The 24,611-nt window shown below is 40.5% G+C and carries 25 protein-coding genes; 12 read left to right on the plus strand and 13 right to left on the minus strand.

The features are described 5' to 3' along the window. Positions 1-31: 31 nt before the first annotated feature. From NXG61_RS04460 to NXG61_RS04470, 3 genes are read right to left on the minus strand one after another with little or no spacing between them, the layout of a single operon-like run. Positions 32-469: a PTS sugar transporter subunit IIA gene (locus NXG61_RS04460; RefSeq protein WP_307224030.1), complete on the minus strand. Its 438-nt coding sequence runs from the start codon at positions 467-469 to the stop codon at positions 32-34. A gap of 24 nt (positions 470-493) precedes the next feature. Beyond that, positions 494-1,051, minus strand: coding sequence for a 6-phospho-3-hexuloisomerase (hxlB, locus tag NXG61_RS04465; RefSeq protein WP_196604012.1), 558 nt, complete (start codon positions 1,049-1,051; stop codon positions 494-496). Between the two features lies 1 nt (position 1,052). Further along, entirely contained in the window at positions 1,053-1,751 is a 699-nt protein-coding gene (locus NXG61_RS04470) for a ribulose-phosphate 3-epimerase (RefSeq protein WP_307224028.1), read from the minus strand. A gap of 196 nt (positions 1,752-1,947) precedes the next feature. On the opposite strand from NXG61_RS04470, the gene NXG61_RS04475 reads away from it, so the two are divergent. Further along, a complete protein-coding gene (locus NXG61_RS04475; RefSeq protein ID WP_196604010.1) occupies positions 1,948-2,715 on the plus strand; it encodes a DeoR/GlpR family DNA-binding transcription regulator in 768 nt (255 codons plus the stop codon). A gap of 105 nt (positions 2,716-2,820) precedes the next feature. On the opposite strand, the gene mscL is transcribed toward NXG61_RS04475, so the two are convergent. The 6 genes from mscL to NXG61_RS04505 all read right to left on the minus strand — a co-directional run bounded on the left by mscL (position 2,821) and on the right by NXG61_RS04505 (position 9,450). After that, complete coding sequence (gene mscL / locus NXG61_RS04480) at positions 2,821-3,258, minus strand: large conductance mechanosensitive channel protein MscL (protein ID WP_196604009.1); 438 nt, start codon at positions 3,256-3,258, stop codon at positions 2,821-2,823. Between the two features lie 120 nt (positions 3,259-3,378). Beyond that, positions 3,379-3,843, minus strand: a complete 465-nt coding sequence (locus tag NXG61_RS04485) for a MarR family winged helix-turn-helix transcriptional regulator (RefSeq protein WP_307224025.1) — start codon at positions 3,841-3,843, stop codon at positions 3,379-3,381. A 140-nt stretch (positions 3,844-3,983) separates the two neighbouring features. Then, a complete protein-coding gene (locus NXG61_RS04490; protein ID WP_196604007.1) occupies positions 3,984-5,177 on the minus strand; it encodes an MFS transporter in 1,194 nt (397 codons plus the stop codon). Positions 5,178-5,368: 191 nt separating this feature from the next. After that, the gene (locus NXG61_RS04495) at positions 5,369-6,550 is read right to left on the minus strand and encodes an amidohydrolase (protein WP_307224023.1); all 1,182 of its coding nucleotides are present in this window, start codon (positions 6,548-6,550) and stop codon (positions 5,369-5,371) included. Further along, on the minus strand, positions 6,547-8,775 hold the full coding sequence (locus NXG61_RS04500) for a cell division protein FtsA (RefSeq protein WP_307224021.1): 2,229 nt from the start codon (positions 8,773-8,775) through the stop codon (positions 6,547-6,549). The genes NXG61_RS04495 and NXG61_RS04500 overlap by 4 nt, the downstream gene beginning before the upstream one ends. A gap of 186 nt (positions 8,776-8,961) precedes the next feature. Next, positions 8,962-9,450: a GNAT family N-acetyltransferase gene (locus NXG61_RS04505; RefSeq protein ID WP_307224019.1), complete on the minus strand. Its 489-nt coding sequence runs from the start codon at positions 9,448-9,450 to the stop codon at positions 8,962-8,964. Between the two features lie 238 nt (positions 9,451-9,688). Between NXG61_RS04505 and NXG61_RS04510 the strand changes: the two genes are divergently transcribed. The 6 genes from NXG61_RS04510 to NXG61_RS04535 all read left to right on the plus strand — a co-directional run bounded on the left by NXG61_RS04510 (position 9,689) and on the right by NXG61_RS04535 (position 13,937). Beyond that, positions 9,689-10,981, plus strand: a complete 1,293-nt coding sequence (locus NXG61_RS04510; RefSeq protein WP_196604003.1) for a DAK2 domain-containing protein — start codon at positions 9,689-9,691, stop codon at positions 10,979-10,981. 583 nt (positions 10,982-11,564) lie between these two features. Next, on the plus strand, positions 11,565-11,717 hold the full coding sequence (locus tag NXG61_RS04515; RefSeq protein WP_196604002.1) for an aminoglycoside phosphotransferase: 153 nt from the start codon (positions 11,565-11,567) through the stop codon (positions 11,715-11,717). A gap of 44 nt (positions 11,718-11,761) precedes the next feature. After that, positions 11,762-12,037, plus strand: coding sequence for a hypothetical protein (locus tag NXG61_RS04520; protein ID WP_196604001.1), 276 nt, complete (start codon positions 11,762-11,764; stop codon positions 12,035-12,037). A 113-nt stretch (positions 12,038-12,150) separates the two neighbouring features. After that, complete coding sequence (locus NXG61_RS04525; protein ID WP_307224016.1) at positions 12,151-12,648, plus strand: hypothetical protein; 498 nt, start codon at positions 12,151-12,153, stop codon at positions 12,646-12,648. 118 nt (positions 12,649-12,766) lie between these two features. Then, a complete protein-coding gene (locus NXG61_RS04530; RefSeq protein WP_307224014.1) occupies positions 12,767-13,600 on the plus strand; it encodes a menaquinone biosynthetic enzyme MqnA/MqnD family protein in 834 nt (277 codons plus the stop codon). A 46-nt stretch (positions 13,601-13,646) separates the two neighbouring features. Further along, positions 13,647-13,937: a hypothetical protein gene (locus NXG61_RS04535; RefSeq protein ID WP_196603998.1), complete on the plus strand. Its 291-nt coding sequence runs from the start codon at positions 13,647-13,649 to the stop codon at positions 13,935-13,937. A 91-nt stretch (positions 13,938-14,028) separates the two neighbouring features. Here NXG61_RS04535 and NXG61_RS04540 read toward each other — a convergent pair whose 3' ends face one another. From NXG61_RS04540 to NXG61_RS04550, 3 genes are all read right to left on the minus strand, one after another. Continuing rightward, complete coding sequence (locus tag NXG61_RS04540; RefSeq protein ID WP_307224012.1) at positions 14,029-14,514, minus strand: hypothetical protein; 486 nt, start codon at positions 14,512-14,514, stop codon at positions 14,029-14,031. Between the two features lie 29 nt (positions 14,515-14,543). Next, entirely contained in the window at positions 14,544-14,843 is a 300-nt protein-coding gene (locus NXG61_RS04545; protein WP_196603996.1) for a hypothetical protein, read from the minus strand. Positions 14,844-15,005: 162 nt separating this feature from the next. After that, positions 15,006-16,727 carry a methyl-accepting chemotaxis protein gene (locus NXG61_RS04550; RefSeq protein ID WP_307224010.1) on the minus strand — a complete coding sequence of 574 codons (1,722 nt, stop codon included), beginning with the start codon at positions 16,725-16,727 and terminating at the stop codon, positions 15,006-15,008. 299 nt (positions 16,728-17,026) lie between these two features. Here NXG61_RS04550 and NXG61_RS04555 point away from each other — a divergent pair, with 299 nt between their 5' ends. The 5 genes from NXG61_RS04555 (at position 17,027) to NXG61_RS04575 (ending at position 23,869) form a co-directional block, all read left to right on the plus strand. Further along, positions 17,027-18,058: a hypothetical protein gene (locus NXG61_RS04555; protein WP_307224008.1), complete on the plus strand. Its 1,032-nt coding sequence runs from the start codon at positions 17,027-17,029 to the stop codon at positions 18,056-18,058. A gap of 167 nt (positions 18,059-18,225) precedes the next feature. Then, complete coding sequence (locus NXG61_RS04560) at positions 18,226-19,170, plus strand: AAA family ATPase (RefSeq protein ID WP_196603993.1); 945 nt, start codon at positions 18,226-18,228, stop codon at positions 19,168-19,170. A gap of 2 nt (positions 19,171-19,172) precedes the next feature. Further along, the gene (locus NXG61_RS04565; protein ID WP_307224005.1) at positions 19,173-20,294 is read left to right on the plus strand and encodes a DUF58 domain-containing protein; all 1,122 of its coding nucleotides are present in this window, start codon (positions 19,173-19,175) and stop codon (positions 20,292-20,294) included. Further along, the gene (locus tag NXG61_RS04570) at positions 20,291-22,678 is read left to right on the plus strand and encodes a transglutaminase-like domain-containing protein (protein WP_307224003.1); all 2,388 of its coding nucleotides are present in this window, start codon (positions 20,291-20,293) and stop codon (positions 22,676-22,678) included. Before NXG61_RS04565 ends, NXG61_RS04570 begins: the two co-directional genes overlap by 4 nt. Before the next feature lie 24 nt (positions 22,679-22,702). After that, complete coding sequence (locus NXG61_RS04575) at positions 22,703-23,869, plus strand: DNA polymerase IV (RefSeq protein WP_196603990.1); 1,167 nt, start codon at positions 22,703-22,705, stop codon at positions 23,867-23,869. 93 nt (positions 23,870-23,962) lie between these two features. On the opposite strand, the gene NXG61_RS04580 is transcribed toward NXG61_RS04575, so the two are convergent. Further along, positions 23,963-24,316, minus strand: coding sequence for a winged helix-turn-helix transcriptional regulator (locus tag NXG61_RS04580; RefSeq protein WP_196603989.1), 354 nt, complete (start codon positions 24,314-24,316; stop codon positions 23,963-23,965). Positions 24,317-24,611 lie beyond the last annotated feature (295 nt).

A 24,611-nucleotide genomic window follows, 5' to 3' on the forward strand; every position in this document is an offset into this window, starting at 1 on the left:
AATTATGAAAATTATATTTAAAAATTGAAAATTAGTCTGACTTTTCAATTAATTGCTGTAAATAATCAACTGAAGCTGCCGATATTATATTTTCTATTTTTTTGTCGTCAATAAATAAGTCGGCTAATTCTGACATAAGTTCCAAATGATTCTTTTCTTCATTTGCAGCCAGAACCACAACTATATTGACGGATTTTCCCTCTGGAAACATTACCGGTTTATTCAGTTTAAGAAGTGATATGCCGGTCTTTATCACACCGTTATCTGGTCGGGCATGAGCCAGAGCCACTTGCGGGACTATTACAATATAAGAACCATTTTTATTGACATTATCGATCATAGCCTGCACATATAATTCACTGATAACTTTCTTATTCACCAATACTTCACTGGCGGCGGCTATACTCTCTTCCCATGAATTCACGCTGTCCAGAAGAGAAAGATTATCCTTGAGATACTCTGCTATCATTTCAAGTCACCTCATATACGATATTTATTCAAGATTAGCATGATAATGCCATAATTTTTTTAACTCTATATGTTTGTCATTCACGATCATTGCCGCAACCGTATCGCACAATAATAACAGACTCTGCTCAAACAGGCTTGACATTGGCTGTTTCGAGGTTATTTCATCGGCAAGGTAAAGTTTTGTCTGCACAGGAATCCGCACCATAAGATCTGTAACAGGTGAAAGGCTGCTTTGCGGATTGGAGCCTATATGGACAATTTTACCGCCTATTTGTTTGGCTTTTTTTGCAATGGCAACAGGAATGAGCGATTCTCCGCTGCCTGAGCCGACTATTAATATATCCCTGTCAGTCATGGCCGGTTCCGTTATATCGCCGACCATATGGGCTTTTATACCCAGATGAACGAGCCTTTTTGCAAAAGCCTCCAGCTCAAGCTTAACACGTCCCACACCGATGAGAAAGATTTTATCGGCATGCAGGATCATGTCGATGAGCTGATTTACATCCTTCTCGTCAACCTTTGCCAGAGCGGTGGAACATTCTTCAATAACCAGTGATCTTGCCGTTTCGTACGTCATATCAATTACCGTCCTTTAAATGTTTATTAATAAGCTCGACTGCCTGCCTGTAGTTTTCGGCATAAGTATTATCCTTGCGGAATATGCTTTTACTCCCGGCAACGAGCACTTCGGCACCGGCGTCGATCAAGGCCGGAATAACGTCCATAGATACGCGCCCGTCAACAACTATTTTTGTGGAAGCGCCGTGCTCCTTGATAAAATTTTTGCAGTCTCTGATTTTATCTGTGGCATAGGTGATCATTTCCTCACTTTTACCGTCGGCATATCCGGGATTTATAAGCATCAGCAAAAGATAGTCGCATTCTTTTATTACATACTTTAGTGTATCTATCGGAGTGGCGGGATTTAAGGCAATACCTGTTTTTATTCCGGCATTCTTTATAATTTGCAGCATTTTTTCAACATGCAAAGTTGTTTCATAATGAAAAGTGATACTGGCAGGATTTATTTTTAGCAATTCATTTATGAAAAACTCATTCATTGTAGACATGATATGGATGTCAAAATCCATGAGTGATTTATGATGCAGCTGCTCTATCGTTGATAAACCGATGGGCATGCTTGGGCTGAAATGAGGATCGATGATGTCAACATGCAGTGACTGCATGCCGGCTTTTTTTAGAAGACTGACTTCGCTTTTTAGATTGCACAAGTCGGCGCATATCAGAGAAGGTGAAATTGTGATGTGATTTTCCAAGATACATTGCCCCTTAAACCAATTTTTAGCAATTTATATATTGCTTTTTATTGCTATAAACAGCATAACATTGTTGTCTTTCCTTGTAAACAACTTTTTTGTTGGTAAAAGTTGGGAAAAAGAATGACCTTATGTGGTTAAAATTACGATTGTCTGTTATAATTAAATAAAATATTATAGGTGGCGGGTGTTATTTATGGGCAGATTAATAACTGCTGAGAGAAGAAATAAGATTGCGGAATTGATCGTTTCAAATGGAAGCATAAAAGTAGGAGAATTAGCCGATAATTTTACTGTTTCTACGGAAACGATACGAAAAGATCTAATATATCTTGATAAGATGGGTGTTATAAAAAAGAGCCGCGGCGGTGCCTTATCCTCTCTTGAAGTAATGGAAAAACCGCTTGAAACAAGAAGTGCAGAAAATTTTGATTTGAAAAATGCCATAGCTAAAAAGGCGCTTTCTTTTATAAAAAATAATGCAGTTCTTTTTATTGACGCAGGAAGCACAGCTCTCTGCTTGGCAAAGATGCTTTATTTGAAAAAGGGCCTGACAATTATTACAAATTCTATCAGTGCAGCTAATGTGCTGGTTAATAGTAAAAATAAAGTTTACATGAGTGGCGGAGAGCTTAATAATACAACAATGGCATTGGAGGGGTTCGGAGCTACTGAATTTCTCAGTAAAATTAAAGTCGATGTTGCTTTTTTGGGGTCCAGCGGGTTTAAGGAGCACTGCGGACCGGTATCGATCGACTTTTCAGATGCTGATGTAAAAAGAATTATGATCAGCAATTCCAAATTGGCCATTGTTTTGGCGGACAGCAATAAATCACGGTCTACTGCACTGGTCGAATATGCGTCATGGAAAGATATTGATTACCTGATAACGAATGAAGATATTGATATCAAGGCTGTGGAAGAGCTTAAAAAATTTACTAAATTGGTTTTTACTGATAGTTAAGCAGGCGACAATAGACCAAATAAAAAAGATAACGCATAAACTGTTAAGTTTACGTGTTATCTTTTTTATTTGGTCTATTAATTCTGGTCAAAAGGAACAGAATACTCAATCAAGCTTAGATGTGCAGTGCGGGCAGCGCAATGCATCATCGGCAATGGTTTCTTTGCAGAAAGGGCAAAGACGCGGTTTTTTTTCCTCCGGCTTGGAGGCAGAGAAACGATTGATCTGCCTGACGACAATGAAAACGGCAAAAGCAACTATCAGAAAGTCTATTAATGTATTTAAAAAAGCACCATAGGCAATGACGGGAATATTGGCATCGCTGGCCTGCTGCAAAGTGTCTGCATGCGTGTCGCTCAGGTTGATAAATAAATTAGAAAAATCAATACCGCCAAGTAATTTCCCCAGAGGAGGCATTATGATGAAATTGACGAGAGAATTGACTATTTTAGTGAAGGCGGAACCAATGATGATACCGACGGCTAAATCAATAACATTACCGCGCATGGCAAAAGCCTTAAATTCCCTAAAAAACTTATTCATAAGATCATCCTTTCCTCAATGCCAGTATAGAATAAAGAGTGTAAAATGCTGTTTGATATATGCTGGCCTTTATCCCAAAGTATAACAAAAAAATCATTCGGATGAAATGGCAAAGATACATTATCCTTTATCGCCTTCAGTGATATTTTTGTATATTTTGCGTAATAATCCTGCCAACAGCTGCCGGTCTGCCGAAGATAGTCCCGTTAAAGCCTGATTGCGATGCTTTTCTACAGCTGCAGCCAGCTCGGGATAAACGGAGAGAGCTGTATCTGTCAGCAGAATATTTTTTTCTTTATTATTGTTGAGACGGCAGCGGCGTATGCTGCCTTTTTTTTCAAGCTTGGCAAGAGTCTTAGAAATAGCGGCAGGCTCTATGTCAAGATATGAGGCTATTTTAGACTGTGAAACAGCCTCATGCTCCTTGACTGTTTTCAAAACAGACCACTCAGAATTATATATTCCTAAATTGCTGATAGCGTTGTTCAGGCTTTTGGAAAAAACGCGGGTGGCTTGATAAAGGCAGTGTATCAGCAGGTCATCAGATTGGGGCGTATTTGACGAATGAATGGTTATAATTATCATCTTCTTTGCATAGGATCAGAAAAGGTCATCTCTGTGTTTATTATGGTAAGAATAAGAAACTTATTAAGTATAAAGATTGTTGGCAGCTTTTATTATTTTATAGTAGCAGAGCATAAAAAGGCAAGCGGTTTTTCCTTATATCAGCTTTCATTCTTATCTGCAGCAAATGATTTCGAACGTGGATTGAAAAAATGCTGCAACAGAAAAAAGACAATAAATGCGATCATCGTGTAGATTACATAATTATACATGCTGATATATCCTATGCTTCCTGCTACGCTGCCGAGAAGAATAATGCCAGCGCTGGTACCGATATCGAGCATGTTATAAAAAGTGGCACTGGCAGCACTGCGGCGATCGGAACGCACCAGATTGAGTGTCCATGTCATCAGGGCGGGAAGCAGGAGTCCGCCACCGAGACCATATAAGACAGAAGCACCTAAAAGCATCTGCAGAGATATCGAATTTATGAGAATAAATAGGGAAAGAAGAAAACATACCGCACCGGGCAGCACCACCCAGAAAGCACCCTTCAAATCGAAAAGACGTCCGCCGAACGGACGGGAAATAAAGACAAAAACAGTTCCCAGGATAAAAAACAGACCGGCGTCAGCGATGCCCGCTTCGTTAGCCATCATAATAATAAAGGTGTTGACACTTCCGTAAGCAACACCGAACAGAATGGTAAGTATAGCTGGAACACCTGTCCCATGTTCAAATAATTTATTCTTTATTGAATTATTCAGTGCTTTGGTAGGCAGCTGAGGTATGATTTCCTTTGCATTGGAGGTTTTGGTGCACAGTATGGCAAAACATGTGGCAGCGGCAGAAAAAGCAAACAAGGATATGGAACTGTAGTTGTCAAGCAGCAGCACACCAAGTGCCGGTGCAAGAGCCATAGCTATGGTACTGCCTAAACCAAAATAGCCGATTCCTTCGCCGCGTCTGGAATCGGGAATGACATCGGATACTATGGCAGCAGCAAATGTGGTGCTCAGACCGAAACCGAAACCGTGTATGATGCGCGCCAGAATAAGTATATCTATAGAAGAAAAAAGACGGTAACTGACAGTAGCAATAAAGGACAGGAGCAAACCGATATAAAGGCATTTTTTTTTGCCTAAGGAACGCACACCTGTGTCGGTAAAAAGACGTACAAAGATAGCGGCAAAGCCAAAAATACCGGTAACGATGCCGATCTGGCTGCCGGTGGCACCGAGTGAGGCGGCATAGACAGGCAGTGTGGGCAGAAGACAGTGGAAACCCGTGAAGAGAAAACCGTTTGCTCCTGTTAAGGCAATAAAATTTTTAGTCCAAAGTTTTTCTTTGTTCATAAGACAGCTCCTTTTTATTTTGGAAAAAGTTAACTAGTTAACCATTTTTTGATAATTATAATTAACTAGTTAACTATAATTGATAAATATAACACTTACCCGAGTGCTTGTCAAATTTATACTGCTGAAAAGGCCCGAGGCATCTGAGATTGCATGAGGATGCCTCGGGTGTATAAAAGTTGTATCGGCAGTCAGGGTTCTGTCAGATAATCAGCGGCAAACTGTGCATATAAAGCTGCACCGCGTTTTAAAATATCTTCATCCACAGTGAACTTGTCGCTGTGATTGGTTTGTGTGATATGCTTTTCCTTGTTGCGTGCACCAATAAAAGCGTGCACACCCGGAACTTTTTCCATGAAAAGAGAAAAATCCTCACTGCTCATCGTCTTTGGCATGCTGCCCAGAATTTCAGGACCATAAAGACGTATCGCTGCACGTCTTGCTATTGAAGTAAGTGTATTATGTTCATTGATGACAGGACCAACATGATAGCTGTAATCCAGCTCTGCCGTGCAATTGAAGTTTTGAGCGGTACCTTCTGCTGTTTTTCTGAGCATTTTTTCTACTGCCATGCGGAGCTGTGGAGAATGTGTCCTCACTGTACCGGTCAGCTCTGCTTTGTCAGCGATTATGTTGTAAAATTGGCCTCCCTCAATTTTACCGATAGTTATGACCAGCGGCACCAAGGGATCACTCATGCGGGAAACGATAGATTGTATGGAGACCACAGTATGCGCCGCGGCAACTATGGCATCACAGCCTTTGTGCGGAGCTGCGCCGTGCGCTGCCCTGCCGCGTATTTTTATCCTGAAATTATCACAGCTGGCCATTCGGCTTCCTTCTTCAATACTTATGTACGGTGCATCGAAATCACCCCATACATGCATAGCGAATATGGCATCAATATCATTGCAAAAATTATTTTTTATATAAAAGTCAGCACCATAACTGACCTCTTCTCCTGCCTGAAACAATAACTTTATCCTGCCGGGAAAAGAATCTGTATGGCTGCTGAGAATTTTTGCCGCACCCAGAAGCATGGCTATATGACAGTCATGTCCGCAGGCATGCATAACACCGTCCTGTATGCTTGCAAAAGGCAGGGCTGAGCATTCTGTTATCGGCAGAGCGTCAATATCAGCTCTGAGTGCCACAGTTTTTCTGTTTTTAGCACTGTCTGTTCCTTCTATATAACAGTACAGTCCGGTATGGTTATCATATTCTATGGGCGTAAGTCCCATCTTGAGCAATTCATCCTTTATCTTAGCGGTGGTATTGACTTCGAGCAGAGATAATTCAGGATGACGGTGAAAATAACGGCGCATCTTGATGATATATGCTTCTGCATCTTCCGCGGCTTTCTGGAAGTTCATTTAGCGGTATTTTCCTCCTTTTTTTGTGGACTGTCATCTGAATACATGGGTGTGAGAACAATCTTAATACTGTCATGTTCATTGACGACGGTGGTAAATTCAGCCGGTGAATTATTTTTCAGTATTTGAAAGGTTACCCTGCTGTCCGGTTTTGGCGGCGTAAAATCTGCGGCAAGCAAAACATCACCGATCATGGCTCGGGATTGGCCGCCTGATGATGTACATACGATATCGTCACCATCGTTTAATAAATATTCTGCGGAAGCGCTGTTTCCGTTCACTGAGATCGCCGATGAAGCCGATGTATGCACAACGCAGGGCTTGTCATCGAAAAGCACTGTTATATCTGCGGCAACAGACATATCCTTAAGCAATTTTTTTAAAGCAATGCGTGCCGGTTCGACAAAATCTATTTCATCATTTTCATGAATTGCATCGGATAAATATGCATCCTGCCCGTTCAGCTTTATCTGAGGCGATGATTCGCAGGTCTTTTGCAGACCGTTGAGCGTATAATTATAAATACTGTTTTTTATATTATACCCGGCACATGCCAAAGCATCAGCCACGGTGAAAGAGTCAGGCACAGTCAAGGCATCCTTGTCTTTAAGTATGGTATTTTTATCGTGACAGGGAAGTCCGTTGATAAGATAGAATTGCTTGACTGTGGTCAGTTCTCCGTTTACATAAAGATTCAAGGCAGCAGTCTGCTCCGTTACATCGCACAGCTTTACTGTCGGGACTGTACCATCAGTGCCGCATTCTATTGTTATATGGCTTTTTTCCGGGGCAATATCACTTAATGAAGCAGTTTTCCCGTTAAGCTTCAGTTTTGCCAGAGTGCCCATCGTACCGCTCAGGATTTTAGCTTTTTCATTTATGCTTATCATTATGCCTAAACCCGGTTTACCATTGTACTTATGCAGATTTACACCAGCGTTCAAAAGAATATCAGCTATAGTGAGCTCCTTAAAATTGAACATATTATATTCTTTTTCATTTATATACATGGATATAAGACTGAGCGTCTGGATAGAGGCTGTTTTCAGTATGCCCAGCGGAGTCACAGCATCGGGAGCTTTGAGCGTATCGGGAATATTTATTATACCATCCACCTTATCAGGCATTCTCACTGCAACGCGCGGGACAGGCATATCCAGCTTCTTTGCGACCTCTTGGGCAAGATGAGGTGTAAGGGAACCGCCGCCTACCAGCATGACAGCCTGTGGCGCGGCCGTGTTCAGCGTAAGGATCTGGTTGGCTATCGCCTGTGCCAGTTCGGTAATATTATTAATGACTGCTGAAACAATTTCTTCTTTTGGCAGAGTATATTCTGAGCCGAGAATGTCACAAAATGTTATTTCCTGAGCGGTATCCTCAGCAAGCTTTCTTTTGACATCTTCAGCTACGTTAAAATCAAGCAGATAATATTTGGAAATTGCTTCGGTTATTTCATCACCGGCCATAGGCACCATGCCATAGGCAATAACAGAACCATCCTTCGTTATCGCTACGTCTGATGTACCGGCGCCAATATCGACGAGAGCCAGGTTCAAATGGCGCATGGTCGTCGGAATAAGAACGCTTATAGCGGCAATAGGTTCCAGCGTCAAAGCCTGCATTTCAAGTCCTGCCGTGGCGAGTGCCGATTGCATCGAATCGACTACCTGCCTGGGCAAAAAAGTGGCGATAACACTGGCGGATGCTATCCTGCCGCGCTGACCGATAAGACTCTTTATTTTTGTATCATCAAGCATGTAATATACAGTACTGTAGCCGACACAGTAATAAAGAGACGTATCCTTCACGATATTTGAAGCTGCCAGTTTTTTCTGAGCTGTCTGAACAGCGATAAAATCAAGCTGTTTTTGTTGTTCGGGTGAAATGATGCCGTCAACTTCCATCTGAGCCTCGGCAGTCATAGTATAAAGCGCACGTCCTGCCGCCGCCACAGAAACTTTTCGTAAGGGGCCGGTCCTTTCTTCCAGTCTGTTTTTCACAGCGGAGATTATTTCGGCTACCTGTGGTACGTCATGTATTTGACCATCGAGCATAGAACGTGTTTTATGCTCCTGTCTTTCCGTATCAATTATTCTGGAGTCTTCGGTCTCTGTTTTTTCCGCTACTATGCCGATAACGCTTCTGGTTCCTATATCAAGGGCAAAAATGAGATCATCGTTGGGTGCTGTCTGCTGCACGGGTACGGAGGTTTTGTGTGTTTTCATAATTATCACCACGAAAAGCTGTGGATTGCCACCTCTTTACAAAATATTGAAAAAATATATTTTTCATTAATTATAGCATAATAGCTTCCTAAAATATAATATGAAAAGAGTATAACTAGGACAGGACGGCATTTCTGCCGGGGCAAAATTGTTGGGTACGAAAAAATCAATTGTATCTAAAATGTATTACAATATTTTTTCCATAAAAATAGTTTCTTTAATTGGTGTATCATAATATTTAGGAATTTCACGGAATTTGTATTTATTTTTATAGAGGAAAATGGCTTCTTTTAGAAATGGCAGTGTATCTAAAAGTATTGATTTGTAACCAATTTTTTTGGCTTCTTCCAGTATTTTATCGATAAGTATACTAGCCAGATGATGCCCGCGGTATTGCGGAGATACATAAAGACGTTTTAATTCGCAACGCCTGTTGTCAAAACGATGGCAAGCCGCACAACCGGCGGCTTTGCCGTTGGCATATGCAATATAGAGCCGTCCGTCAGGTGGCCCATACTTAGCACGTAAATTATCAAGCTCACTGTCGTAATTTTGTGCTTTTAACGATTTTGCAAAATTTGGATTTTCATTTACCAGCATAGTAGTATATTCAGTAAAAAGTATACTGATATCTTTTTTTTCATCATAGCCTGATTTTAGTTCCAATTCCATCATTAGTGCTCCATTTTCAATTAGTTGTTTTAGTAATTGTACACTAAAAAAATCATATTATCAAAAATTTTTATATGTAATTCTTATTGATTTAGTAAGAGGTTTTTGGATATATTTTTTATTAGAATTATTGATTATCAATTTAATATGATATAGTTCATTTTTGGCTGATATGGTTTATGATTGTAATTTGATGCATAATCTAGTAGAATTAAACCAATATCAAACGGAGGCGATATTTATGAGCGAAAACAAAGAAATCATAACCGGCAGTGATTTTAAACGAATGATTGCCGGCGCTTACAGCGCTTTTTTGTTGGAGTATGAAAATATAAACAGTTTGGACGGAACTTCGCTCGCTGATCAAAACTGCCCCGGAACGAATATGCTCAGAACTATGGGTTCAGCAGCTATGGCAATAAGAGATATCAGCAATGACAGTATCGGTGCAATAGCCTGTTCGGTAAGTAATTGTGCAGTGCTCGGTGCTCGGGGGAATTCAGGAGTTCTTCTGGCACAGATTTTTCGCGGAATTGCCAAGGGGCTGGCCGGAAAATATGATGTTGATTCTTCTGTATTCGGGAAGGCTTTTCAATTTGGGATACTCTATGCGCATCGTACTTCTGTTGAAGAGGCAGAAAGGTCTATAATAATTACAGCTAAGGCTGTTGCAAAAGGTGCCTATAAAGCGGTAAGAGCCAATCGTCCTATTTCGGATATATTGGCTGAGGCAATAAAGGCCGGAGACGAAGCCTTGAAAAAATCGGAAGCGCAAAATAATCCTGTTGATGCGGGAGCAAAGGCGTTGATGGTTCTTTTGCAGGGCTGTCAGTCAGGGCTTGACGGCAATTTTGTATCACCTGTGCTCATTTTCTCTTCAGGAACCAAAAAATCACATACCGTTCCTGAACCGGAAAATGATATAGTCCGTCCGTATTGTGTGCAGTTGACTATTTATAATTGCAAGGCAGCTGTGGCTGATATAAAGAAGATATTGGCAAAATATGGCAACATGGTCGTTATAGAAAGAAAAATGCACGACATGCTGATTCATTTGCATATGGAAAGACCCGGGTTGCTCGTTGAGCAAATAACAGGCTGGGGCAATTCATACGATATACATGTTGATAATATGGCTGATCTGCATAAGCCGCTTATTTTGGGACATCCGCTCAATAAACTGAGTATACTGGCAGTGGCATCTGATGAAAAGGTTGTTTTTGAGCTGCAGGACCGGGGTGCTTTGGTTATAATGACTGACACGGAGAAGCAGGGATTGGCAGTGGGGAACTTTGTCAATACAGTGCACAGTGATATAGCGGAAAAATATATTATTTTATCTAATGATGTTAATATGAATCTTATGCTGTATCAAGCTAAACGTCTTTTGGGCAAACGCATAGAAGTGATTTATAGCAACAATACAGATGAACAGCTGGCTGCGCTGAAAGTGTATGATGAGAAAATGTCTTTGGAAGAAAATGCAAAAAAGATGGAAAATGCGATAAGGCGTTTTCGTAGGTCAGTGATATAAAAAATATGCATAAATATTCTTATCTGGTTTAAAAGTGCATAAAAAAGCAGAAAAAATATTATGAAGTGGTTTTGAGATAGAGATATACTTATCCACAAGATTATATTGTGGTTGAAAAATAATGGGCACTAAATATAGTGCCCATTATTTTTATTTATGGATGATTTATCCCTATGAATAAAGGATTTAGTGGATTTTTAATTCAAAATGGTATAATCAAAAATTTTATCAGGGTGTGGATAAAATCAATTTACTTGTAGATAAAAGAGCGGTTTGTTCTGTGATTTCTTAATACTTATCCACATGGTTGCTCTTTTTGTGGATAAAATTGTGAATAACTATTGAGAAAAGAAATATGGTATTTTTATGCAGAAATGTTTTTATGACTCAAAAGATGGGTTTTACTTTACTGTAAATAAAAAACAAGAAAAAAGCTATTTGTGACATTTGCTTGTGTGTGAAAATGCTATTTGTTATAATTAGAATTAACCGTCGTTGGAATGTAGGTGACTTTATCAAATAAACAGGAGCAAGATACAATACAGCTGGCGATGGCAATATGGATTGGAGTCAATAAGGTATTATGACTGATGAAACAAGAAAAAAACTTCAGGCACGTATTGAAGCCTTAAAGAAACGAATGAATTATGATGCAAATGATTTGGACTATGAGACACATTTGCATATGATGCGCGATTTACAAAGAGTGCTGAACAATGTCAGCCGTAAAAATTGAAAAAGGTGACGAAATTACCGGAATTTTTAAAAAGGAGATAAATTATGTCTGAAAGAATAAGTTTGCAGGAGATTTTGCGCGAAGAAGGCGTTCCGCAGATAAAATTAGACATTCATGCCACTAAGGAAGAATGTCTGCAATTAAGGGAAAAGCTCATGGCTATACGTGATTTGAGTCATGGCGCTGAGCAGGGATATCTGGATATAGATTGTAAAGTCTATATTGATGTAGATGATATAGATCGTTATTTGTCGGGAGAGCTGGATACTCTTGCAGAGGTGTATGCTTTTCCTGAGGATATAAAGGCATATAGAGAATGATATTTATAGAAAAGAGGCGATACAACATGAATATGAAAAAAATTTTTGTATTGTTTATAGCTGGTATGATGATCTTTGGAAATATTTCTTTTGCAGCTAAAGGAGGGGCTCGTATGCCATCGGTTAAATCTCCGGCTGTTACAAGATCTGTCCCTGCAGCACCGTCAAAGAATGCAGCAGGAACGGGAAACGAGTATAAACCTTCTAAAGATGCTGCATCTTTAAATAAAAATGCAGCAAATAAGAACACAACGGCTGAGAATGGGGCAAAAGCAAATACATCATCCTCACCGTGGGGAGGAATGCTCAGAAATGTCGGTCTTTTAGCAGGAGGAATGTTCCTGGGGGGCATGCTTGCCAATTTGTTCGGTATGGGCGGTGGCTTTATGAGTGACTTGCTCGGGATAGTGGCTAATGCATTGATCTTTGCAGTGATCCTTATGCTGGCAATGACTATATGGAGAAAGATAACAAGTTCAAAAAAAAATAAAAATGAAGATAATATCAAAGCTGATAGAGAGAAGCAAAGCCAGAAAATAATAGATATACAGCCATCTTCGCATAATTCGTATGAACGTCGGTCCAAAGCCGATGAATACCGCAATAGATGATGGGCTTTTAATTTTTGAGCAGACCCTGATTGAAAAATGGATGTTGTGGGCAAAGGCCGAGGAATCTGCCTGTCTCGCATTATCAATTGCCTGGTGTCTGTTTAGGAGGTAAGGATTGATGCAGCCACGTGTGGGGCATATAAATTTTCTTAATTGCCAGCCGCTCACATATAGTTTGTTAAAATGTGGATATCACAGGGGCATTTCTTTGGTAATGGGGGTGCCGTCGGTTTTGAATAAGGCAATGGAACAGGGACAGCTTCATGTTAGTCCGATGTCTTCTTTTGCCTTTGGACAGATGAGCAGCAGTCTGATGATGCTGCCGAATTTGGGGATTGTTGCAGACGGTATTGTGCAAAGTATTATTCTGGTGTCTAAGCGTCCTATTGATGCGCTGGATGGTAAAAAGATTTTGCTGACAGCACAGTCTGCTACGTCACATTGTCTCTTGAAGATAATTATGCGTAAAGCCTATAAATGCATACCACAGTATGAAGTAAGGCCGTTGGATCCGCAATGTATTTTAAACGAAGATGAGACTGCTGATCTATTTATTGGCGATGATGCCCTTTACATCAATCATAACAGGCAGGAAAGGATGTATTATTATGATTTGGGCAATGAATGGAAGAAGATGACAGGGCTGCCTATGGTGTATGCAGTCTGGGCTGCAACACGCGCCTTTGCGGAAGCATTTCCTGAGGCTTTGCGGGAAGTGTACAGTCGCCTGCGCGGTGGTTTTGATCATGGCAATGCGTTTAAGAAAGAAGCGGCCGATATGGTAGTGGGCAAAAAAAAATTTTCCAGACAGCAGCTTATGGATTATTTTGATGTCATAAAGTATGATGTGCATGAAAAACAATTGACTGCGCTGAATACTTTTTATACATTGGCACATGAATATGAATTTTTGGAGACGATACCTGCCGTGACAATTGCTGATATTGGCTGATCCGAGCGCTGAGCAAACGGGGAAATGTTGTTGATGAGGGAAAATTATGGGAGAATATCTTATTTGCGACAAGTGTAAATATAATTCTTGTTCGAAATACGGCTATCCGTGCGCCAGCTGCAAACATACAAATTACTATAAATATTTCACACCGGCAGTCAACGAGTTTATAGGGCAGTGTCCTGTTTGCGGGACACCTTTCGATGAAGGTGATGTGAGTATAAGCCGGGATCTGAAAATAGGGCCGTATAGTGTTTTAAAATGCAGCTGCCATAATTCGGCATGCGGACGTGTGAGTGTATATAAAATAGGAACCTATCTTGCAAAAGATAGATGACAGCAGAATGAGGCAGACAAGGTATGATGCAGCCTGCAATTAGATAAATTATCTGAAAAATAAAGGCGGAGCCGGAGGCTCTGCCTTTATTTTATATTAGGAAACGTGTGTAATTCTTTGGATCCATGGCTATCCAAGCGATACAGCGGGCAAATGGGGAAAGCCAGGTCAGACAGTCTTGATCCATTATGATACCAGGTTCAACGCTGCTTATAAGATATGGAAGCGGCGGCCGGGTGACAGACTTTTTTTCACCAAGCCGATTGTTCATTATTTCGTCAAATGGTTGATAATCTGTGCGACTGTATGCACAGGTCATGAGATGAGCCTTTGCCCATGACGGATTCTTCATTTTTATATAAATTTTGGTTATTCCGCCATGGCTGGAATAATCTGTAGATATAATGTAGCTTTTACCGGCAAAATCAATTTTACTGCCATTTTGCTGTATTGTCTCAGGAAATAATTGAAAAACGCTGTCATATATGGCAGATTCCATATCGTTTTTTGTATAAACACATGTTTGGCCGTCGTGCAGAGTGATATGCGAAATGGATGAGAAAATGCTGTCCCACATAATTAGACCTCCAAAAAATGTTCATAATATTAAAGCTCAGTGCGGTTAATATTCTTTTTTATATAACGATCAGTGGCAAAATCGATCATTTCCTGCCAGGTTTTAAATTTAGTGTTTTTGGCAACATGAATATTCATTGATTTCTCCGGTAGATTCTCAAAATCCTTTTGGTCGGAGATATTAAAGCGACCGTTATTTAAAAATTGTTCGAAAGTTTTATACCGTGTATATTTTTTCATAAATGCCGTATTGAATACATCTTCGAAATCAAATGATATGGGAGATGTAAGATGCGGCAGCTTATAATAGCCGGAAAGTTTTAATTTCATGATGAGCCCTCGCATTAAAATTTTTATTAACATCAGCATACCATATATTTATTGCCATAGTCCAATAATATGGGCCAGGAGAATGCTAAATCTAAATACAGCAATAAAATAAGACATTTCTAAAAGAGACTGTTAGAAATGTCTTATAATCACGTCATAAGTTTATATTTTAAATTTACGGACAGCCTGACGCAGTTCATCTGCCATTTGGGAAAGTTTTTGACTGGATGACGCTATTTCTTCCACAGACGCCGATTGTTCCTGTGTTGCAGCTGAGATATTTTGGGTTTCTTCAGAAGCTTTTTTACTTTCATTGTCTATATCCTGAACAGCAGATACTACATTTTGGGCATGCCCTGTTACTTCTTCAATAGAAGCGGAAATTTCACGTATTTGTTCTGTCATGTCTTTGACCATATGCAGGATTTGTTCAAAATTGCTGCCGGCGCTGGAAACCACAGAGGCTCCTGTATCAACTTCATTTTTGCTGTCACTCATGAAGGTAACGGCATTATCAGTTTTAGCCTGTACCTGACTGATAAGTTCAGTGATCTGCTTTGCGGCATCCTGAGATTGTTCGGCCAGTTTTCTGACTTCTTCGGCAACCACGGCAAACCCTTTACCGGCTTCGCCTGCTCTTGCGGCCTCAATGGCTGCATTGAGAGCCAATAAATTTGTCTGACCGGAAATATTTGATATTACATCGACGATCTGGCCGATTTGTTTTGATTTTTCTTCTAATTCGCTGATTACGGCGGCAGTATTGTTGGTTTTTTCTTCGATGGTTTTCATCTGATTTACTGCATGCTTGACAGCACCTTCACCATTGCTGGCAGTTTCTGCTGTTTTTTCGGCAGAACCCGATACAGTCTGGGTGTTTTCAGCGACTTGTTTTATTGCATCGGAAATTTGTTTTACGAGACTATCGGCAGAGTTCGTAAGTTTGAGCTGCCGTTCAGCACCGTCAGCGACTTGTGTCACCGAGCCTGCAACCTGATTGGAAGCCTGCGCCGATTGCTCTGCACTGGCAGTCAGAACTTCTGAGGATGTGGCCAGTTGTTCCGCAAGATGGATCAGCTGGGATAAGAGATTTTTTACACTTGTCTGCATTGAATGGACAGCTCTTGAGATTGAACCGAATTCACTTTGGTCATTGATACTTCTCTCCGGCACGGCTTTTGAGAAATCACCTGTGCTTAAAAGGTTGAGAAAGTTGACAACATCGGACATGCGGGAGGAAATTTGTTTTGTGATAAGCCAGCCGAGGGAAAAGGCCAGAATGATGCCGATGATGATAATGGCTAAAAATATCATGTTCGCAAAGGCAAAATCTTTTTCGTTTTGCGCATTCATTTCGTCAGCGGCATTGTTTATATTAGCGGCAAGTGCAGCCAGCTCTTTCATGAATTTATCGGAGACAGGCTTGCCGTCCGCTTTGAAAAGAGCATATGCTTCATCATTTTTATCCTGCAATGATAAAGCCAGAACATTTTTTCTCACAGCACGGTATTGGGTTAAATCTGATCTTATTTCTGCAATCTGTCCTTTTGTTGCATCATTCATGGGAAGACTTTCATATTTCGTCAGATTGGCGTCAAAATGTTTTGCACGTGCATCAATGTCATCATACAATGTTTTTTGTTCTGAATCATTTGTTGTAAGCATCAAAGCATGCACATCCGACTCTATCTTATGTGCCTCTGACATATTGCTGTTGATAAGCTCTACGGCAACAAGTTTTTCTGCATACATCATATGTACATTGTTATTTGTTTTATTGAGGAAATAATAGCCGACTATGCCAACTCCGACAAGGGATATCAGCATAATAAAGAGTAATAAAACAAGTTTTTGTCTGACCTTGAGATTTTGAATGAAGTTCAAAATATCGCCCCTCTGTAAAATTGTATTAAGTAAATTTCGACTTCATATGGATGATTATGAAAAGTCCGCATATGTTACTTATATACGTAAATTCGTTGTATCTTGAGAAAAACCTTCTCAATAGTCAAATTTGGCTGCAGATAAAAATAAGGGAAATATGGCCTGTGTATATTGTTGCCTTAGGGTTTATTATGTATAATAAAATTATATAAGAAAATAAAAGTATATTTGCGGGACACCAATTTAGGGACAGCAGGCGGTGTTTGCAGCCGGCATATATTATGATGGAGGAATAGAAATTGAATTTTAAATTGATGAAGATAGTGTTTGTATTTTTTTTGCTGTTTGGTATTTTTACCGGCAGGACAATGGCACAGGAGCTGATAAAGGCTGCTGTTTCCGATATCGATCCCGCAGCAAAGCAATTATATCAGTCAGCGCTGATGAATATGGATGCGCAAAATGCGGATTATGATATGCAGCTGATGATAAATATGCCTATGGGGAATTTGGTGGCAGCAGGCGATTTTCAGTATCAAAAAAGTCCTTTGCTTATGAAAAATATTATAAAGGCTCAGTTTTTTACGATGGAAAAGCAGCAGTTTCCGATTTTTTCAATGACACAGTATGTGCAGGCGGCAGATGAACAATTGTTAATTTATTCTTCAGACGGGCAGCCGGAAAAAAAAGAGAAGTGGTATTTACAAAGATATCCTTTAGCGGATTCTCTTAAGCGGAACATATTTCTTTTGCCGACAGGCGAGCAATATGCCAAACAGGTACAGGATATAGTCGATGCTGTTAAAATAATACATGCAGAAAATGAGAATGCCGGAATACAACGTCTGAATATAGCTTTTGACAGCAAAAAATTATTTGATAATAAGCGGCATGTGAGCTTTAGTGATATTGATACATCCCTATCCCCCGAAGATAAAAAGGGGATGGCAAATATTTTAAATGATTTGTTTATGGTTCTGCAAAACAGCAGTGATGTTTCAGGAACAGTAGATATAGATGTGAACACGCATAAAATTGTTAGAACGGAACTTGATCTGACCGATCAAATCAGAATTGTAGCAAAGGCAGCTTATACAGCAATGGCGGCAGAGGAGGAAAAGGCGGGTGGCTCCGAAGAGCAGACCACTGCTGCGGTTGATAAGCCGGGAATCAATATTATAAAAGATAATGCTGCTGTACAGGATGTTATAGATCATTCTACCGCACGTGTCATAATAAAGGTGAAGCCTATAGATAACGTGATGAAGCTGGCACTTCCGCAAGAGGTGAGGGATTCAGCAAAAGAAATGAAGCCGTTGAAGAAGATATAAAAGAGGATAGAAAAGCTAAAAATCAGCCGTTTCACCACGGCTGATTTTTCTTAAGAAAAAAGGTCAGGTGCCGTAGTAAAAATTACTGTAAAAAGAAATTTAATAATGGTAAAATATTACGAAGGTTTTATACCTGTATTATATTTTAGGCCCGGAGGGATAAGCTTATGTCAGATAAAAATGCAATAATAGGAGCTGTGCTGGATGAACTGCAAAAAGTCATCATTGGAAAAAGAGCGGTGCTTGAAAAGATACTGATGGCTATTTTGGCGGGAGGCCATATTCTGATAGACGATATACCGGGTGTAGGCAAGACGACAATATCTGTAGCTTTTGCTAAAGTGCTGGGGCTGTTGCAGAAAAGATTGCAATTTACACCGGATATTCTGCCCTCGGATATAACGGGTTTTTCAATGTATGATAAAAGCAGTAATGAATTTCGATATGTAGAAGGCGCGGCTATGACCAATATTCTGCTTGCCGATGAGATAAACAGAACATCACCGCGGACACAGTCGGCTCTTCTGGAAGTTATGGAAGAAGGCAGCGTGACAGTCGATGCCGTTACGAGGAGCGTGCCAAAACCTTTTATAGTTATTGCCACTCAAAATCCATCGGGCTCTATCGGGACACAGGAACTGCCCGAATCTCAGGTGGACAGGTTTTTGATAAGAATTTCGATAGGCTATCCTGATGTAAAAGAAGAGATAGAGATATTAAAGGGAATTCATGGCAACGCCCTCAGCAATGTCAGGAGCGTCCTGAATGCAGAAGAATTGTCGGCGCTGCAGGCACACACAAGCCGCGTACATGTGGCGGACAGTATTTACGAATACATAGCCAGACTGGCCGAGGCTACGAGGCAGTCGTCGGCAGTATTGCTTGGTATAAGCCCGCGCGGCAGTATTGCCGCTATAAAAATGGCACAGGCACATGCTGTGCTGTGCGGCAGAGAGTACGTTCGTCCGGAGGATGCAGCCGTTATACTGAAATCGGTTCTGCAGCACAGATTGATTATAAAAAACAGGGTGTCTTTTGATCATAACGCGGCAGATAATATTTTTGAGGAAATAATCAGGACTGTTCCTCTGCCCAAAATTGCGGAGATCTAAGCATGGCGACACGTTGGTTTATTTATATTTTTGCGTTTTCTTTCAGTATTTCCCTATATATTTTATATACGCAGTATGAGGCATTTCTTTTATTTGCGCTGCTTGCTGCGGTGCCTGCAATATCTTTGCTGCTTTTATTTATCAGTCAATGGATGTTAAAAATGCAGCTGCCGTATGGGCAATTTACGGTGCTTCACGGTGACGAAGCTGCTATACCTGTCATATTGAAAAATCGATTTCATCTGCCCTTGGCAGATTTTACTGTCAGTGTAAAAGTGAAGGATGCAAATGGCAGACTGCTTTCCGAAAGAGAGCTGTCAATAGAAAGCTTTATTTTTGCTAATGCACGCAGAAAGTTCACCCATAAGGGCACACGCTGCGGCAAGATAGAACTGCAGTTTGCTAAAAGTACTTTTTATGATCTTTTGGGATTATTTGCATACAGTAAAAAGATGAAAGTGACTGCAACTGTATTCGTGATGCCCAGATTTTATGAAAATTTTGCGGATATAAAAACGCAGGCGCTGCAGACGGCGCAGGCAGCAGGGGAACTGATGGGAATAAGGCCTTATCAGTACGGCGACAGCAGCAGAAATATTCACTGGAAGGCGAGTATTGCTCACGATGATATTTATGTGAAGGAGTTTTATGCTCCGAGTGAAATAACGGCAGTCTTGCTGATGGATATTATTCCTGATGCGGAAGAGAAAGTCTGCAATGGCATATATGAAACTTTTTATGCGGTGGGTGCATATCTCATAGGCCGTTATGGCAGCTTTGAATTTTTATATCTGATGAAGAACGGTGCTGCTGCCAAAATCAGAGTTGCAAATATGGATGACTTCGAACGTCAGCTGCTCGTCTATATGAGCGTAGATCATGTCGAGGAGCCTTTTGCTAATTTGCAGTGGCTGGCAGATAATATGAAAGAAAATAGTCATAATGTATTTTATATATCGTCATCGGATGAACAAGAAATAACAGAGAATACAGGCTTGCAAAGTTCCTTAATGCTGACAGTATTTGTTGTGGGCACGGTTTCTGCCGTATGCGGAATGAATGAGATATTTATCGATGAAAATGATGTTGCCGGAAATTTAGCGGCAGGGGTATGGCGGAAATGAAATTTGGAAAAAAGCATTTTGATGATATAGTCCGTATAATTTTATTGAATGCGGGTGTTGTAGCTGTAGTGAACTGTATTCTGTCATATGCGAAAATTTCTCTGGACGGTAATGATATTATTTTTTCTGTGCTGTTTTGCTCGGCTGTTTATGTCTGTTCCCATGCGGGAGGGAAACGTGGATGGCTGGTTTGTCATATGCTGTTTTTTTTATTGGCAGTTTATTTTGTCTATGAATATAGGGACGAGATATATCTCAGCCTGTTATATACGGTCAATAGTTTTATTGATGTTTTGAAGCAGCCGTATCATTTAAATATACAGCCGCTCAATCTGCCGTCAGATACCGGTTATACGGCAGGAGCACAGCCGATACTGCTTTTGCTGATATTTGCTGCCGGGATAGTTTTTCATGCTTTGATGGGGAGTGCCGGAGGGGCTGTCGTATTGCTGCTTCTTACTGTACCCGCCTGTTTTTTTGGCTTGTATTTTAATGTTATGCCGGACCCGCGCAGTCTGACAGGTGTTGTTGCTTTCTGGCTGACGCTCTTCATTTATATGAGCGGAAGCTATAATAAAAAAATTATAGTGAAAGCTGTCATAATATGGATTGTTGTTTTGGCGGGAAGCGGTTTAATTCAACAGGCAGTGCCGAAGGAAGAATATAAGCATCCAGATTTTATGCAGTATTTGCCGCAGCAGATGAAGGATTTTCTGAATGAGTATTTATCACCAAACGGGGCAGCTTCGGCATTGGACGATATACGGCACGGCATCAACGGACGCGGCAGGCTTGGTGATGTAGATACGTTAAGGCAGACAGGGCGAAGAATAATGGAAGTACAGACTTCTCTGCGGGCGGAGAATCGCCTTTATATGCGGAATTATTCAGGAGCGGTGTATATGAATAATTCATGGAATGATCTGCCCGAAAATGTATATGCGAAATATGATAAGCTTTTTGCAGCTTATTCACCGGGAGCCTGGTATGATCAAAGTGTAGTTATTTTTGAGGCTTTGGCGGACGATGCGCAGGGGAAAAATAGGTTTGCGGCATTTATGCACGCCGATGGGCAGTATACTGAATTGTTCAGCCCGCGTCAGTTTAGAATAGCTGAGATGTTTACAAATGAAAATGAATATTTTTTTCCTTATAATACCGATATATCAAGCTCGGGCTTTAAATATGATAAAATAGCTCAGGATGCGGGCGGCAAGCTCTACAAAGCAGAAGTATATGAACAGCCGCAGCATTATGATGAAATACCATCTTTTCTCGACAGCTACGGTGATTCTAATAAATATTTGGCTTATTACGTACAAGCGGAAAAAGGGTACAGAAGCTTTGTTTATAATTATTATCTGCAGGTACCTGATGGTGTTTTGACACAATTTGAGCAAAATTTTCCTATAAAAAAAGCATATACATATGCTGAGCGTGAAGCCTTGATAAGCCGGCTGCAGCGTTATTTTCAGGAAAATTATAAATATACGCTTTCACCGGGGAAGTTACCTGAGGGGAAAGATTTTGTGAGCTATTTTTTAAATGAATCGCATGAGGGGTATTGTACCTACTTTGCATCTGCGGCAGTGCTGATCCTGCGACAGGCAGGGATTCCTGCACGCTATGTTGTGGGATATGCGGTGCCGGATACCACCGTAACTGCGGGACAGGTTGTGGGCAGCGACGGAAGCGGAAGAGATGTGAAGGCTTTTACGGTGACAGACCGGCAGGCTCATGCGTGGGCGGAAATTTATGAAGACGGATGGGGCTGGCGTCCGGTTGATTTTACTCCGGGATATGCCGGCGCACTTCCGGAAACGGAAAAAAGCAGTAAGGATAATGAAAAAAGTCCGCAGGAAAATAAATCGCAGCCGCCGGAGAACAAACCGGAGGTGCAGGAAAAAACAGCTGCCGGACAGGAACAGGCACTGCCTGCGGAAGAAGATCATCCCACGGCCTTTTTGCTGCTGATAGCTTTAGGTGCAGCAGGGGGCGCAGTGATCATACGGTGCAAATATTGCAACGGACATATATCTCAGGTTTTAGCAAATGACTTTACTGAGGCAAATACAGTGATGCGCCTGCAGCAATTGTATGGTTATATGGAACGTCTGGCAGAGTATATAAAGCTGCCCCGGCCTCAACATATGGACTATATGGAGTATGCCGCATATCTGAAAGAACATGAGAAAGCTTGGCAAAATACAGCAATAGAAGATTTTGTTGATATGGTGCTGCGGGCGAAATTCAGCGACGGTCCGGTGACGGATAAAAAAGAATTGATAAAGGGTTTGCAAATAATCGGTGAAATGCGCTACGGTCTTTATAAACGAATGAATAAATGGCAGAAAATAATGTTCCGCTATTTTTACAAATTATAAAAAGTGTGCAAAGATGGTGAAGTTATGAAGCGACGTGTAATGCATGTTGATATGGATGCATTTTTTGCCTCGGTGGAACAGGCAGACAATCCGGAGCTGCAGGGAAAGCCAATAATAGTGGGAGGAATCGGAAGGCGCGGTGTAGTCTGTACGGCATCTTATGAGGCCCGCGGTTATGGTGTGCATTCAGCGATGTCCGGGATGAAAGCGCGTCAATTATGCCCACAGGGAATTTTCCTTCCTGTCCGGCATGAACGTTATCGCGAAATTTCCGATATGATTTTTACAGTTTTTGCTGAATTTTCACCTCTGATAGAACCTTTGTCTATTGATGAAGCTTTTCTGGATATGACCGGAATGGAGAAGCTGTATAGTACACCCCAAGAATATGCGTCAAAATTGAAAAAACGTATTTTGGCGAAGACGGGAATTCATGCATCCATAGGGATTGCACCCAATAAATTTTTGGCTAAACTTGCCTCGGACCTGCAAAAACCGGACGGACTGGTAATTGTGGAGGAGGGGCAGGTAAAGCAATTTTTGGCAAACCTGCCCATTGGCAAGCTTTGGGGCGTAGGAGAAAAAACAGCATATCGTCTTCAAAGTGCCGGTTATCATAAAATCGGTGATATAGCAGCAGCGGATAGGACCGCATTGAAGCGAATGTTAGGTGAAAAAAGTGCGGTGCATTTATGGGAAATGGCAAACGGGATAGATGAGAGAAAAGTAGAATGCAGGCATGATGTAAAATCGGTGGGAAATGAAGAGACATATGAAGACGATATACAGGGACCGGAGGTTGTTGAGAAACATTTTCTGGCTTTCGCGGAAACCGTCGGCTGGAGGCTGAGGAAAAAAGGGCTGAAGGCAAAAACCGTAAGCATAAAGGTACGGACAGACAGTTTTGTTACTTATACAAAAAGCTGTACATTGCCGGAGGGAACCAATTTTGACGAGAAATTATATGAAGCGGCTGTGAACTTATTTCGTGCTTTGAAATTTCACGGAAAAATACGGCTTTTGGGACTTACCGGCAGTAATTTTGCACCTATTGAGGAACAATCATTATTCAGCTGTGATGAAAAGCAAAAAAATCTTTACAGGACAATTGATGATATAAAAGCAAAATTTGGGACTGCGGCTATTACAAAAGCACAGCTGTTGAAAAAAAATGACGGTGCAGCAAAATAGGCAGAGTATTTTGGGACATGGGCAGTTCTGTTATTTTATAGTTTTATCAAAAAAGCGTCAGAGTGTGAGCTCTGACGCTTTTAATATTATATATCAAGCATTTAGTACGGCATTTTCATTCTTTTTAATATATTCGATATATTTGTCGCCCCATAGTTCCAACGAATTTAATACGGGTTTGAATTCGTTGCCTATATCGCTCAGTGAATATTCGACACGAGGCGGAATTTGGTTGCAAATTTTTCTTTTTATGAGACCATGTCCCTCCAGTATCCTAAGTTGTTTGGTAAGTGTGGCCTGGGCTATAGGGGTCAGAAGCTTCTCAAGTTCATTAAACCGTAGTGTTTTGCCGTCGAGATAATGCATAATCAGCAGTGACCATTTGCCGGTCAAAACTTTTTGTGACGTAAAATATGGGCATTTTCCAAATGTCGTTTTTGTGTCCATGCTATCTTCTCCTAACGATATAATTTTTATATTAACTATTATAAACAATGTATGATAAAAATATTATGTTTTATAAAAATAATACTGTAAACAAAGGCAAAAAGCAAGTCATAAAAATTAAGATTTTCAAAAAAACAGATATCAAAAAATATAATTTAAAAAAATTATAAAAAAAATTGCTTATAAATAAGTATTAGTTACTATAGTATATCTAATTATATAAAAAATACTACTTTACTTTTAAACTGTATAATAGTATTATAATGACATAGACAAAAAGTTATTAAATAACTAA

Origin of the sequence: Pectinatus haikarae, assembly GCF_050916305.1 — a bacterium.
Classification (GTDB): Bacteria; Bacillota; Negativicutes; order Selenomonadales; family Selenomonadaceae; genus Pectinatus; species Pectinatus haikarae.